Genomic DNA, 13,815 nt, shown 5'->3' with positions numbered 1-13,815 from the left:
CCCTCGGGGACTGCGGCTTTTTCGTTCGTAGCTTCCGAAATCCAAGCCAGGTCATCCAGCAGCCAGGTGGCTCCGTTAGAAGACGTACCAACCGGCAAGCGTTGGTCTGCATCGTCGTCCGGAGTTCCCAAGATGTGAGAGGCGCAAGTTATGCTCGCACGTGATGCGGGCAGCCCAGCATGCCGCCGTTCTCCTCGCCCTTGCGTGTGCCTGTCGGGGATCTTCGGTGCCTCAGCAAGCGCCGTCCGAGTTTCCGCAAGGGCTTGAAACTCAAGGCGAGCCGTCCAGGTCGCCCAAGGGGGCCCTGGTTGAACTCGTGGAGTCCTGGCCTGTCGAGACGGGACTGGATCACCCTGAGATCCCTGACGCCGCCGAGGTCTGGAGGGAGATGATCCAGGGGGCGACCACGACGCTCGACATCGCGCAGTTCTACATCAGTGACGCGCCCGGCAGCCGACTCGGGCCCATTCTAGGAGACGTCGAGGCCGCAGCAGCACGTGGTGTGCAGGTGCGCATCCTCGTGGACGAGATCTTCTACCGCCGTTATCCCGACGCAGCCGATCACCTCGCGACCCGCCCGGGAGTCACGGTCCGACGCTTCGACGGACAGAAGAACATGGGCGGTGTGCTCCACGCGAAATACATGCTCGTGGACGGGCGGGAGACCTATCTGGGGAGCCAGAACTTCGACTGGCGCGCGCTGGAGCACATCTACGAGCTCGGCCTGCGCGTGCGACTTCCTTCGGTGACGGCCACGTTCGAGCAGGTGTTCGCGCTCGACTGGGCGCTCGCTGGAGGTGACGCGACAGCTGCTCTGCAGGCAGGAGCTGGAGCGGAGACCACGCCCGCCGGGGTCATCGAAATGAAGCAGGAAGGAGAGCGGCTGCGGCTCCTTCCGGTGGCGAGTCCTCGAGGGTTTTTGCCTGGTGAGGTCTCGTGGGATCTGCCTCGCATGCGAGCGATGCTCGATGCTTCGCGGACGAGCGTGGAGCTGCAGCTGCTCAGCTACAGAGCGGCCATGCGCGACGGATCGCCTTTCCCCGACCTGGACGAGTCGCTGCGTCGCGCCGCGGAGCGAGGGGTGCGCGTGCGTTTGCTGGTGGCCGATTGGAGCAAGCGCGAGGACACGAGCCGCGCTCTGAAGGCGCTCGCGGATGTGCCGGGGATCGAGGTGAAGTTCATCTCCATTCCTCGGTGGTCAGGAGGGTTCATCCCGTTCGCACGTGTCGCTCATGCGAAGTACCTCGTCGTCGATGGGCGCGAGGCCTGGGTGGGTACGAGCAACTGGGAGGGGGACTACTTCACGAAGAGCCGCAATGTCGGGTTGATCCTCGAAGGCGGAGTGATTCCGAGGCAGCTCGGCGGGATCTTCCGGCAGCTCTGGGACGGACCCTACGTGGAGCGCGTGAACCCACGGGCCACGTATGTCGCGCCCGACATCGAACGAGAGAGTCCCGTCCCACCTCCTCTCTGAGAGGAGGTGGCTTGCTCGAAGGAGGCTGGGGCGCGCGGGAGGGGGGGATAAGGGAAGGAGCGGCCTCGATCAGGGCTGCTTCTTCTCCGTGATCGTGAACTGCACGCGACGGTTCTTCGCCTTGTTGGCGTCGGTGCTGTTGTCTGTGAGCGGCTGCGTGTCGCCATAACCCTTGGCGATGAGCTGCTTGGCATCGACACCTCGCTGGACGAGGGCCTTCTTCACGGCATCTGCACGTGCCTGGGACAGGAGCTTGTTGCGTATGGCCTGGCCCGAGTTGTCCGTGTGGCCCTGAACCTCGAGCTTGAGAATCTCGGGGTGCTGCTTGATGACGTTGGCGACTTCGTCGAGCAGACCATTGCTTTCGGATCGGATGAGCGCGCGATCCACCTCGAACTGGACCTGCTGGGAGATGATGATCTCCTTCTCCGTGAACTGCACCAAGGGGCAGCCGTGCTTGGCCGGATCTTCGTTCGGGAGCCCCTTCTCCTGCGGGCAAGCATCCTTGTCGTCACGGATGCCGTCGCCGTCGGTGTCGGGCGGGCAACCGTGGGTTGCAGGATCTTGGGTAGCTACGCCAGGTGCGTCGGGGCAGGCATCCTCGGCGTCGCTGATCTGATCGCCGTCCCGATCGGGCGGCGGCGGGCAGCCGTTCTTGCGAGGATCCTGGTTCGGGACACCTGCAACATCGGGGCAGGCATCGAGATCGTCGCTGATCTGGTCGCCGTCTCGATCGGCAGGCGGAGGGCAGCCGTGTTTCGACGGGATGTCGCTGGGCACTCCAGGCTGCTTGGGGCAGGCGTCGACATTGTCGAGGATGCCGTCTCCGTCGGTGTCGGGTACGGCGGGGGGCGGCTCCGGAGGAGGAGCCTCCTTCTTTCGTCTCCCTTCGGAGAAGGTGATTCCTGCACGCGCGCCGAAGAACGTCGCAGCCCCGATGCCGGGTGCGCAGCCGTCCAGCACGCCGCTCTGATGCCGCTGGTGATCGATGCCCACCATGCCGTGGAAGCCCAGGTGCTCCCCCGCCCACAAAATCCCGCCGAGGCCGGCCCGCAGGCCGAGGCCGGCAGAGCCGTGGGCCGAGCAAGAAGAGACGGTTGGCTGGAGCAAGCCATCGGCTCCTTGGGTGACGCCCGCGGTGGAGGCCGAGAGGCGCTGCCAGGTAGGCCCGATGCCGAGATGGAGAAAGAGGGACCCGAGCTCGCCTTCGACCGGATAGATGCGACCCTGAAACCAGAGCGCGTCGAGGCCACGGGTTACATCCGAGAAAGAGCCGCTGGCCTGCTCGTCATAGCGCTGGCTGTGGAGGAACGAACGCTCGTATCCGAGGCCGCCCACGAACTTGCCGTACTGCGGACCGATCAGAGCGGCAAAGCCGAGCTGGACGCCTCCGCGTTCTGCGAGGCTCCCTCCCAGCTCCGAGCCGACCCGGATCGTGCCGGCCGCGTAGAGATCGAGTTCCCCGCGAAATGGCAGCCAGGGCTCCGGCGCTTCAGGGGGCGGAGCGGCAGGCTCGGCCGGAGGTGCGCTCTGGGCCACTGCGGTCGAGGAGATGAAGAAGAGGGCGGCACCGAGCGAGAGCCTGGTCACGCCGGCAAGGTGCGGGCGAAATTGGAGCATGTGGCGCAAGGGAAAGCCGCGATCTGGCGACACGTCAAGCCTGGAGCGAGGGCTCCGTCGACCTGTGTCGACTCCAGGGGATTCGGAGCCATGTCGACCCCTCTGGGCCACGACGTGAGGTGTCGTGTGAGGCTCGAGGCCCGTGCAGGCTGTGCAGGCAATGAAACGCGGATTACCCTGGGCGCCCGCGTGCCGCATGGCGGCGCGCACGCGGGGAGGTGATCGTGTCTCTGCTGATCGACCCAGCCATCGCGGCGCGCGTGGACCGCATCGAGCTCCCCTTCAACCGCTTCGGCGTCGATCCTTACGGCGTCGCGAAGGAGCACGTCGCGCGCTTCATGACGCTGCTCCACCACCTGTACCACCACTACTTCACCGTAGGCCTGGTGGGGACCGAGCATGTCCCTCCCCGCGGCCGCGGGATGCTCGTGGGCAATCACTCGGGCGGGGTGGCTGTCGACGGTGCGATGGTGATCGCGTCGTGCTTCTTCGACAAGGATCCTCCGCGCTTGGCGCAGGGGATGGCCGAGAAGTTCATCGCGCGATTCCCCTTTGCCTCGCTCTGGTCGAGCCGCACCGGTCAGTTCACGGGCCTACCGGAGCAGGCTGCGCATTTGCTGGAGGACGAGCGGCTCCTCATGGTGTTCCCCGAAGGCTCGCGCGGGACGGCGAAGCTCTACAGCGAGCGCAACAGCCTGGTGCAGTTCGGAACAGGCTTCATGCGTCTCGCGCTCAAGACCCAGTCACCCATCATCCCCTTCGGCTTCGTGGGAGGTGGAGAAGCCGTACCCACGATCGCCAACGCGTACAGATTGGGTCGACTGCTCGGCGTTCCCTACATCCCCGTCACCCCTTGGCTGGCGCCCATCCCGCTGCCGGTGCGGGTGGAGCTCACGTACGGTGAGCCGATGATCTTCAGCGGAACAGGCACAGAAGAGGACGAAGTGATTCAGGGCTACGTGGACCAGGTGAAGCAGAAGATCGCGGACCTCATGGAGGAAGGGCAGCGGAGACGGAGGGACGAAGCCTCGGCCCGCCCGAGGGGAGCGGAGGAGTGGGCGTGAGGGTCCTCGTCACAGGCATCACCGGGCGTCTCGGTCAGACTGTCGCTCATCGCCTCCTCGAGCATGGTCACGAGGTCATCGGCATCGATCGGAGGCCCTGGGACGATGTCCCGGCCGGCATCGAGATGCACAATGTCGATCTTCGAAAGCGCGCTGCGGAGGAGGTGTTCCGCAAGAGCCGACCGCAGGCGGTCGTGCACATGGCGACCGTCACCCACCTGATCGAGCGCAGCGAGGAGCGGTACCGGATCAACCTGGGAGGGACACGGGTCGTCTTCGAAAACGCGCGCCAGTGCGGTGTCGAGCACGTCATCTTCGTTGGACGACATACGTACTACGGCGCTGCTGCGGATTCGCCGCTGTACCACAAGGAAGAGGAGCCGCCGATGGCGGTGAACACCTTCCCTGAGCTGGCTGATCTGGTCGCTGCGGACCTGTATGCGGGGACGGCCTTGTGGCGGTTCCCCGAGCTCTGCACGACCGTGTTGAGGATCGTCTACACGCTGGGGCCGACAGGGCAGGGGACGCTGGCCACCTTTCTGCGAGGGCCGTACGTCCCCACCATGCTGGGGTTCGATCCCCTCTTCCACTTCATGCACGAAGAAGATGTCGCGACAGCCATCTGCCTCTCCGTCGAGCGGCGCATCCGGGGCGTGTACAACGTATCCGGACCGCAGCCCGTCCCGCTCTCCGTGCTCATTCGGGCCACGGGACGCTCGCATGTCCCTCTGCCCGAGCTGCTCTTCAGAGCCGCGCTGGGGCGGTTCGGTCTCCCTCGTCTGCCCGAGGGCGCGCTCAGCCACATCAAGTTCCCCATCGTGGTGGACAGCGCCGCCTTCCGAGCGGCCACGGGCTTCCAGCACCAGATCGACGAAGCGCGGTCCATGGGTGAGTACCGGGACGCTTTCCCGATCCTCTGATGGGCTTCGAGAGCCAGTGACGCGCACGGCTCGGCGGACGGAGCAGCCTCACCGACCGTTCGAGCCGGTCTTCGCACCTGGAGACTCGCCGAGGGGATGTGCCAGCGGATCTCCCACCGCCGTGAACGCTGGCCATGAGCCACGGACCAGCGCGCGCATGCCGGCGATCTTGCGGTGCACCTCCTGCGGGTCCAGAAACACGCTGAGCTCCTGACGGATGGCGGGCAGCGCACGGATCAGATCCTCGGGGCGCATGGTGGCCGGATCGATCCCACTGCGCCTGAGTGCCTGAGAAATGATTCTCTGGGCGAACGCCGGCGCGAGGTCACAACAATCGACGACCTGCTCGAACAGGGAGGGCATGCAGCTTGTCCCTCTGAACAACGTTCGACGGAGCTGAAGACTTTCGCTTGGATCTGCGCAGCAATGCGTACGCGGCGTCGTGGGGTGAGGTGTCTCTTCATCCCACGATCCACGCTCCTGTGGTTGCTTTGCTCCTCGCCTCGGATGGAACGCGCAACGGTCAGGTTGCTCAGGCGCTCTCGAGCCGCTGAGGCAGATCAGAAGGTGAACGCGCAGCGAACGGAGGCGCTTTGCGGTGTCAGGGAAAATCCGGCCGTTGCGGTCGTCGTGGGGAGGGCTTTCCGAGGACGCTGCTGCGACTTGGCGGTGGCTTCGACCTCGGAAGAGGGGCCGCCGAAGAGGATCATCGCTCCACCGATGGTCAGCGCAGAGGCGCCAGCGATGAGTCCGATATTGGCCAGCAGATCCAGGGTCTTGCCGCTGTCCACCGTGTCCGCGTACTTCGCGTCGGTGCAGCGGACTCCACCACATTCCTCTTCGAGGGATTTGAACTTGCTCTGCGCCATCATGCCGGTCACCCCGAACAGCGCCATCCCAGCGACGCCGAGCCCAGCCACGGCGTAGCCGGCGATGCGCACCCCGCCACCCCTACGGCCTGTGTCCGCTTCGGGCTCTGATGTCGTTTCTGAGATCGACGACGGCGACGGCTCACCACGTTCATCGACGCTCTTGAGGGCCACGGCCACGGTCTTGATCTCGCCCGCCCCGACGGCCAGCTTGCGCGTCATCGGTTCTCGATCAGGCGCGGTCACGGTCACCGAACTCCGTCCTGGCATGACGGCGATGGGGTACCCCACCCGGTTCTGGGGCACTTCGTTGCCATCGAGGAACACCGCCACCCCCGGTGGTGGATTGGCCACGGCGATGATCAAGCGTCCGACACGTCGCTCGATCTGAACCAGCTCTGCCGCTGCGGAGTCACGCGTTGGCGCGTACCTGGGTTCCGTATCTGCACGCGCCGAAGCATCGCGCAGCGTGGCGGACATCTCGTCGTAAGCTTCCGGCAGGTGCCCCAGCGCGAGGAGACAGCGTGCGACATACAGGCGAGCGTTGGGGCTCTGTGTGGTCTTGAGGGTCTCCCGGAAGATTGGCAGCGCCTCTTCGCACTTCCCGTTGTCGGCCATATCCTGAGCTGCCGCGAATTTTTGGGTCGGCGACAGCTTGTCGGCTGCAGCGGCAGTCGGAGCGACGACCGCGCTGAGCACCGAAGCCAGCAGCAAAATCCGAGAGCGAGGGCGCATCAGAGTTCCGTTGGCCTGAACGTGGTGGGACTTCCGCTGGGAGTGCGTGGCTTGGATGGTACTCGTGGCTGAGGGCGCGTTGTGGTTCGTGGTGTGCTGCGGGGCGGTGTCGCGGCAGACGCTGTGCTCGACGGAGAGGGCTCGACGAGCGCGCTGGGGTCTTCCACGGAGGGGGCCGCTCCAGCGTCTGGGGTCGCGTCTGACACCGCCGTCATCGGAGGATCCTGCTGGGAAGCCGCGCTGGAGGACAAGACAGGGCTTGGTTCTGAGGCTGGCGTGCTTTCCGGTGGTTCCTCTCCACGGGTCAGGATGACCGCTCCGACCGCTGCACTCAGCGCGCCGGCGACGCCCACGGCGATCCACGTGGAGCGGCCCATGAGCTTGCGTGGAGACGGCTCTGCCACGACGCCTCCCACACCTGTCGTCGCGCTCTGGGGTTCGAGCACGTCTGCGAGCGAGGCGAGCGCCTGCCGCGGCAGCGGTGTGGCTTGCAGCTGAGCAGGAGAGCTGCTTCCGGGAGAAGGCGTCTGAAAGGAACCCGAGCCGAGGGGCAGGGGGGTGGCGAACGGGTTCCCCACGCCTGCGACGTCACGCACCGCCCCCCTCTGTGCCGCTGTGTCGCTTTGGCCGAGCTGGTGCAGCCCGAGCCCTTTCACCAGGGCGCCCACTGCCCGGCTCGAGGCGATGGTGATGCCAGGAGACATGGCTACGGCTTGCTCGATGGCCTCCGCGAACGCTGCAGCCGTCGCATAGCGTCGGTTCGCGTCGTTGGTGAGCGCATGCATGCAGGCGACGTCGAGCGCCTCCGGGACATCGGGAGCTTCGGAACGCGGGTTCAGCGGGGAGCCGGTGAGGATCTGGGTGATCATCGCGGCCTCGTTGTCGGCCTTGAAGAGCCGCTCCCCCGTGAGGATCTCCCAGAGTACTGCGCCTGCAGCGTAGACATCGCTGCGCCGATCGACGGCCTGGGCACGAACCTGCTCGGGCGACATGTAGCCGAGTTTGCCCTTCAGCGCTCCGCCGCGCGTCGTGCTGATCCGTGATTCTGCACGTGCCACACCGAAGTCGGTGATCCGCGAGATGCCGTCTGCGCCGACGAGCACGTTCTGTGGCGACACGTCGCGGTGGACGAGGCGTAGCGGCAGGCCGCTCACGTCGGTGAGTTCGTGGGCGGCGTGGAGGCCAGCGAGCATGTCGACGAAGATCCGGAGACCGATCCCGAGGGGGAGAGGGTGCTGATGCTTTTTGCACGCCCGCAGAAGGGCATAGAGCGAAGGGCCCTCGACGTACTCCATGACCAGAAACAGGGGATCCTGGACGAGATCCAGGGTCGCCACCACGTTGGGGTGGTGGATCTGGGCAGCCAGCCGCGCCTCATCGAGGAACATCGCCACGAACTCGGGCTCGGAGCTCACGTGCGGGTGGAGCACCTTGATCGCCACGAGGCGCTCGAACCCGCCGCCGCCGAGCGCACGGCCGAGATACACGGTCGCCATCCCGCCTGACGCGATCGGGCGCAGGGTCTCGTAGCGACCTGCCCGCAGGAGCACGGGCTCAGGGTACACGATCCCTCCCGTTCTCCATACGGTTCACGTCGGGATGTGGGTTCGGGTGCGTTGGCTCGCCTGCTGTCTGCGGTGATGCGTGATCAACCGATGACGGGTAGGTGCTTGAGCTTCGGTCTCGGGGCACTGGGCTGGCTCTGGGCCCGCTCCTCGATGGCGAGCTCATGCTCTTTGATGGTCAAGGGGGCCGGGAACTCCGGCAGCGAGAGATCCTTGTTCTTGGCGTAGACAGGATGCCGACCATAGCGCCGGTACCACTCGGCGACTGTGGCGTTCGCTTTCATCTTCTCCAGGATGTTCCGCCAGCCAGCGCCCGTATTGTAGGCGCAGAAGCTGATCTCTCCCATCTGGGTCCCGTAGGGGATGATGCACATCTCCGTGCGCCGGAAGTCGTAGTTGAACAGATCCTGGAACCACATCCCGGCCACGAAGAGGACCCGCCACTCGTACTGGCTGGCGTCGGCTTCTCCTGAGTGCGCGGCTCCTGTCTGACTCAGGAACTGCTTGAGCAAGGTGGGCAGGTGGAACCCGGAGGGCGCCTTCTCGGGACGGTAGTGACGCAGGATCGCCGTGCCCAGCTGCGCCAGGGTGAGCTTGCGACCGCGCCCCCGGTCGAAAATGGTCCGGAGATCGGCGAGCAGGCCATCGACATTCAGGAAATCGAGCAGAGGGATCATCTCCTTCGTCCGCTTGTTGACGAAGAGGATCGTCCCGATGCCGCAGTTGGGATGGCAACCGCAGTTGAGTGTTCCCCAGTCGCGATCGGGACCGTCGAGGAGATCGGTCACATCTCCGAACGGGCTCAGTGCCGAGAGAGGGAACCAGTCGCGCAGTGGGTCGGTCTTCCCGGTCTGCTTGGCCACGTCGTGAGCCAGGTGGCTCAGGGTGTAGCGCTGCTTGCTTCGCAGCTCGTCGGAGATGTCTTCATCCCGTCCGGTGAAGCTCACGGGCTGGAAGCTCACCACCGTGACTTTGTCGGCATTCTCGATGGCGAACTCGATGATGGGCCCGACTTGATCGTTGTTGACCCCGTTGACGATGGTGACCACCAGGATCACGTCGATCTTCGCTGCCGCCAGCTCCTCGATCGCGCGAAGCTTGACGTCGTACAGGTTGCGGATCTTCCGGTGACTGTTCGCCGAGTTGGTCACACCGTCGAACTGGAGGTAGGCCATTCGCAGCCCCGCCTCCTTTGCTTGTTTCGCAAAGCCGGGCTCCTGAGCGAAGCGCAGTCCGTTCGTCGCGCACTGGACGGCGAAATACCCCTTCTCACGGGCATAACGGATCGCATCCAGAAAGTGGGGGCTCATCGTCGGTTCGCCGCCGGAGAACTGGACCGACAGCTGCCGCCGCGGCCGCACTTCGGCGGCATCGTCGAGGATCTGCTTGATCTCCTCCCACGACAGCTCGTGGACGTACCCGACCTGATTCGCGTCCATGAAGCACGGATCGCACATCATGTTGCAGCGGTTGGTCAGGTCCACGGTCAAGACGGAGCCGCGGCCATAGCGGATGGTGCTGGACCCGTGGTTGTGGATCCGATCCGGCGTCATCTCCACGTCGCGGCCGCCGAAGAGGCCCTCGATGCGCGACAGGAAGGCTGCGTCGATGGAGATGACGTCGGAGAAGTCTCCGTGCTCTGGGCACGTCTTTTCCATCACGATCGTGCTGCCCCGCTGCACGATGCGCGCTTTGATCTCGCCTGGCTTGTCGGTCAGGAGTTTCGTCCAGTCGGCGCGTCCGCTCAGAATTTCCGAGCGCGCCTCCTTCACACAGCGCGGGCAAAGGCTATCGGTCTCTCGCGGCCAGCCCAGCGTGGGCTTCGTCCGCTGCTTCGTGCGCGGGATCGGCTTGTCGCTCCAGCGTGGCTTGAACGGTGACGGCTCGGGACCCAGGTCGGCGACGCGCTGCAGCAACCCCCAGGCCTTGTCTGCCGACACGCAAACGGCTTTCTCCAGGGTGCGGACGAGGCGTTCGTGATGAATCAAAATTATCCCTCGAGGGCTTGGGGCCGTGGCGTGCAGGGTACGAACCAGGTGCCTAGCCTTCCACAGTTTTCAGGCATCTGCGTCCTGAGATCGTGACAGGGACGCACGTTCGGGATAATCCCGGCGGCGTGAGGATGCGCGCTGAGGCTGGCCGCGGCTCCGGGGCGACTGGAGGGGGAAAAGCGCATGCGGAGAACACCGCTCGGTCGAGCCAGCTCGTCCGAGGTGGGATGGCGCTCCTCGCCGCGCTTGCTTCCATCATCGCCCCCGCGGAAGCGCAGGCCCAGGTCCAGGCAACCTCTGGAGAATCGTCAACCCATGCGCACGGAAGCGGCGCATCGCTTCGCGCCAATGTCGGCGTGGCGGTGGCGCAGTCGCTGCTTTCCTCGTCGGACCCGCCGACGCGGTTGCGTGGCATCACGCGCCTGGGCGCCCTCGGAACACCGGAGGCCATCGACCAGCTCCTCGAAGCGCTGGAGCAAGGCTCCTCGCTGGGACGAGATCCCCGCGCCCGCCTCGAAGCCGTACGCGTGCTCGCCGCCCACACGCAGCGCGATCCGGTCCGCCAGCTCCTCACCCGAGAGCTCAACGAGGGGGCAGGAGCGCCTGGACGAGGCGCGGCGTCGCCGCTCTCCGAGCTGATACGCGAGACGGCGGCTCTGGCGCTCTCCCGTGCGGGTGACAAGCGCTCCATTTCCGTGCTGACCAGCGCCATCGTTCAAGGAGGCGCGCCGGGCGCCGCAGCAGAACGCGCGCTTCGCGCTCATCCTCCTTCTTCCATCGATCTCATCGTCGGCAACAAGAAGCTGCCCCCGCTCGAACTCACACGCTTTCTCGGTGATCTCGGTGACCTCCGTGCCGTCGAACGGCTTCGCCGAGGGCTCGCGGGGGCGGACGTCGCGGCGCAGCTCGCGTCCGGCCTCGCGCTGGCCAAGCTCGGAGATGAGGTGGCGCTCGAGCCGGCGCGCGGCTGGCTGCGCAAGAGCGAGCCCAGGACGCTCTCCGTCGCTGCAGAGATCCTCGTGCACTTGGGGGCTCGCGAAGCACCTGGCGCGGTCGGGGCTCTCCTCCGCGGGGAGACGACTCACCTGGAGGGACTCAGGCTCGCCGAGATGCTGCCTTCTCCCTCTCTCGCGCCGCTGCTCGTCCAGGTGCTTCCAGGACTCCCCGAAGAGGAGCGGCCCCGCGCCGTGACCGTACTGGGACGCACCGGCGGGCCCGCCGCGATCAAGGCCTTGCGAGCACTGCTCGTCCAGTCTCCGCTCGCCAGCGCCGCCGCGTTCGCGCTCGCGGGAATGCCGGGCGAGCCAGCAAAAACGACCCTGGCGACACTCCTCGCCGAAGCGAACCAAGGGAACGACCGCGCGTACAGAAGGCTACTGCTGCGAGCATCCATCCTTCGTGCGCTGCTCTTGAATGATCCGCCTGCGGGGCTCGAAGAGCACCTTCGGCCGATGCTCGCGCCTTCCGCCAGTCCAGCTGATCGAGCTGTCGCTGCGTTCGGCCTCTCCGCGATGGGATCTTCGGTGCTCGCGGAGATGGCACGAGCCTGTTCATCCTCGGGGGCTTCCGCGCGGTCGAGCGACGGACCTTCTTCCAGCGCTCGCTCTCGTCCCCGGGTGGACCGCGCCTGTGATCCTCCGGTACTTCAAGCTGCAGCCCGCGGAGCGCTCGCGCGGGGGGCCACGGCCCTCGAGCCCCTCGGGGCGTTGCTCGAGGAGCTCACGACCGCAGGCATTTCCGCCCAGCATCCCACCGAAGATCTCGATGAACCCCCGACGCGGGTGACCCTCACTGCAGGGCTCGCGCTCCTGAACGCGCCCGATGGCGGAGCGGTTCCCACGTCGCAGCTCTCCGCCTGGGCCGAGGCTGGTGGGGCCTTGGCTCCCCTCGCTGCGCGCGCGCTCGCCAGCCGCGACGACAAGGTCGTTCGACGTACCCTGGATCGCCTCCTCGAGGGCAGCGATCCCGTCGTCCGCGCCCACGTCGCGCTCGGTCTTGGACGCGCCCCGGAGCCCGACAGCATCTCGCTCCTCACCACAGCCTACCGGTTCGAAGAGGACCCCTATGTCCGCAGGGCGTTGATCCGCGGCATCTCGCGGCGGACGGAAGCCCAGCGCCACGCCACCCTGGTGCTGGCGCACGACCTCGATCCGGACCCCTCCGTTCGTTCCCTCGCGCGCGCAGCGCTCGAAGGACGCCCCCTCGACCACCCCGCGTCTCCGCTGGCCACTGGCGTTCTCTGGATCACTGTCGTCCCCAACGATCCGGGCGCGACCACCCAGATCTCGGAGCGCGCCGGCCGCGTCGTTCGCCCTGATGGACTTGCTCTCCCGGTGGCCACCGATCCTGACGGCACGCTGCTCGTGCCTGGTGTGCCACCTGGACCGGGAGCGGTCACCCTTGCGTCGGCGGTGGCGTCGGGTGAGCCTAAGACGAGATGACGGAACGACAGGACGAAGGAGCTGGAAGCGCGGCCGGGAAGACGGCAAAGGCCGCCGCACCTGGTACCGAGCTGGTGTCCTTCGAGGACTCCACCCGACGCCTCGCCCAGATCGTTGCCGAGCTCGAGGGGGGCGACATGCCGCTCGAGCGCGCCCTGTCGCTCTTCGAAGAAGGGGTGCGTCTCTCGCGTGCGGCACAGGAGCGCCTCGACGGCGCGGAGCGACGTGTCGAGGAACTCCTCGGCGTGGACGCAGACGGACGTCCGACGACGCGTGAGTTCGAGAGCAGCTAACCAGACCAGGACGGGGGCGAGGTCATGAAGACGGCGGCGGCGCTGGTAATTGGCAACGAGCTGCTCAGCGGGAAGATCGCGGACGCCAACCTGGTCGTCCTCGCGCGTACCTTGCGCGAAGCCGGCGTGGAACTCCGGCGTGCCGTCTTCGTGCTGGACGACGTGGACGTCATCGCCGAAGAAGTCCGAGCGCTCGCCGGCGCTCACGACGTGCTCTTCACGAGCGGCGGCGTGGGCCCGACGCATGACGACGTCACCATCGAAGGGGTGGCCCGTGCCTTCGGCGCCCCCGTGGTCACCTCACCGATTCTGGCCGACCTCTTGCGGGGCCACTACGGGGACCGCCTCCTGGAAGGGCACCTCTTCATGGCCCGTGTTCCAGAAGGAGCCAGGTTGGTCTCGGGAGAGACCGTCGTCTGGCCGGTCGTGGTGATGCAGAACGTCTGGATCCTCCCGGGGGTCCCCGAGATCTTCCTCGCCAAGCAGCCCCTCATTCGCGCCGAACTGGCCGGAGAGAGCCCATTCATCTCGTTCGCCGTGCTCACCACCCTCGACGAAGGTCAGCTCAAGCCGATGCTCGACCGGGTCGTCGAGGACCATCGTGACGTCGCCATCGGCTCCTACCCCCGCTGGTCCGGCGCCGAGTACCGCACACGCCTCACCTTCGACGGCCTCCTCGAGGACCGAGTGCGTGCCGCGCGTGATGCGTTCGCCTCCAGCCTGCCTGCGGGCACCTTGGTCGGCGTCGAGTAGCGCTCGTCGCCACCCCTTCCGCCACTCCGCCACCCCTCCATCCGCCCAGAAGCAGGGAGTTCGAGGGAAGCCGCTCATGGCCTGCGCCGT

General features: G+C 66.4%; 11 protein-coding genes. 6 read left to right on the top strand and 5 right to left on the bottom strand.

What is annotated here, in order from left to right; translation table 11 throughout:
* Positions 1–316 precede the first annotated feature (316 nt).
* The gene (locus CMC5_RS33740; RefSeq protein WP_050434249.1) at positions 317–1,474 is read left to right on the top strand and encodes a phospholipase D-like domain-containing protein; all 1,158 of its coding nucleotides are present in this window, start codon (positions 317–319) and stop codon (positions 1,472–1,474) included.
* Positions 1,475–1,543: 69 nt separating this feature from the next.
* Here the strand turns inward: CMC5_RS33740 and CMC5_RS33735 are convergent, their stop codons facing one another.
* A complete protein-coding gene (locus CMC5_RS33735) occupies positions 1,544–3,064 on the bottom strand; it encodes an OmpA family protein (RefSeq protein ID WP_245677978.1) in 1,521 nt (506 codons plus the stop codon).
* A 254-nt stretch (positions 3,065–3,318) separates the two neighbouring features.
* On the opposite strand from CMC5_RS33735, the gene CMC5_RS33730 reads away from it, so the two are divergent.
* Both CMC5_RS33730 and CMC5_RS33725 read left to right on the top strand, forming a co-directional pair.
* Positions 3,319–4,158 carry a lysophospholipid acyltransferase family protein gene (locus CMC5_RS33730; protein ID WP_050436288.1) on the top strand — a complete coding sequence of 280 codons (840 nt, stop codon included), beginning with the start codon at positions 3,319–3,321 and terminating at the stop codon, positions 4,156–4,158.
* Positions 4,155–5,078 carry an SDR family oxidoreductase gene (locus CMC5_RS33725; RefSeq protein ID WP_050436287.1) on the top strand — a complete coding sequence of 308 codons (924 nt, stop codon included), beginning with the start codon at positions 4,155–4,157 and terminating at the stop codon, positions 5,076–5,078. The genes CMC5_RS33730 and CMC5_RS33725 overlap by 4 nt, the downstream gene beginning before the upstream one ends.
* A gap of 48 nt (positions 5,079–5,126) precedes the next feature.
* Here the strand turns inward: CMC5_RS33725 and CMC5_RS33720 are convergent, their stop codons facing one another.
* The 4 genes from CMC5_RS33720 to CMC5_RS33705 all read right to left on the bottom strand — a co-directional run bounded on the left by CMC5_RS33720 (position 5,127) and on the right by CMC5_RS33705 (position 10,187).
* Entirely contained in the window at positions 5,127–5,441 is a 315-nt protein-coding gene (locus CMC5_RS33720; RefSeq protein WP_050434247.1) for a hypothetical protein, read from the bottom strand.
* Positions 5,442–5,638: 197 nt separating this feature from the next.
* Complete coding sequence (locus CMC5_RS33715) at positions 5,639–6,682, bottom strand: tetratricopeptide repeat protein (RefSeq protein WP_050434246.1); 1,044 nt, start codon at positions 6,680–6,682, stop codon at positions 5,639–5,641.
* Positions 6,682–8,247 (bottom strand): serine/threonine-protein kinase, encoded by a 1,566-nt coding sequence (locus CMC5_RS33710; RefSeq protein ID WP_050434245.1) that lies wholly within the window; start codon positions 8,245–8,247, stop codon positions 6,682–6,684. The genes CMC5_RS33715 and CMC5_RS33710 overlap by 1 nt, the downstream gene beginning before the upstream one ends.
* Before the next feature lie 83 nt (positions 8,248–8,330).
* Positions 8,331–10,187 carry a radical SAM protein gene (locus CMC5_RS33705; RefSeq protein WP_245677977.1) on the bottom strand — a complete coding sequence of 619 codons (1,857 nt, stop codon included), beginning with the start codon at positions 10,185–10,187 and terminating at the stop codon, positions 8,331–8,333.
* A 182-nt stretch (positions 10,188–10,369) separates the two neighbouring features.
* Between CMC5_RS33705 and CMC5_RS33700 the strand changes: the two genes are divergently transcribed.
* Genes CMC5_RS33700 through CMC5_RS33690 form a run of 3 tightly spaced genes read left to right on the top strand, consistent with a single transcriptional unit; the run spans position 10,370 to position 13,725 of the window.
* Complete coding sequence (locus CMC5_RS33700) at positions 10,370–12,679, top strand: HEAT repeat domain-containing protein (protein ID WP_082363030.1); 2,310 nt, start codon at positions 10,370–10,372, stop codon at positions 12,677–12,679.
* Positions 12,676–12,972, top strand: coding sequence for an exodeoxyribonuclease VII small subunit (xseB, locus tag CMC5_RS33695; RefSeq protein ID WP_050434243.1), 297 nt, complete (start codon positions 12,676–12,678; stop codon positions 12,970–12,972). The genes CMC5_RS33700 and xseB overlap by 4 nt, the downstream gene beginning before the upstream one ends.
* 24 nt (positions 12,973–12,996) lie before the next feature.
* Positions 12,997–13,725: a competence/damage-inducible protein A gene (locus tag CMC5_RS33690; protein ID WP_050434242.1), complete on the top strand. Its 729-nt coding sequence runs from the start codon at positions 12,997–12,999 to the stop codon at positions 13,723–13,725.
* The last annotated feature ends 90 nt before the right edge of the window (positions 13,726–13,815 follow it).

Origin of the sequence: Chondromyces crocatus, from assembly GCF_001189295.1 — a bacterium.
GTDB classification, from domain to species: Bacteria; Myxococcota_A; Polyangia; order Polyangiales; family Polyangiaceae; genus Chondromyces; species Chondromyces crocatus.
The sequence above is the reverse complement of the archived record's forward strand: the minus strand, read 5'-3'. Positions and strand labels throughout refer to the sequence as shown.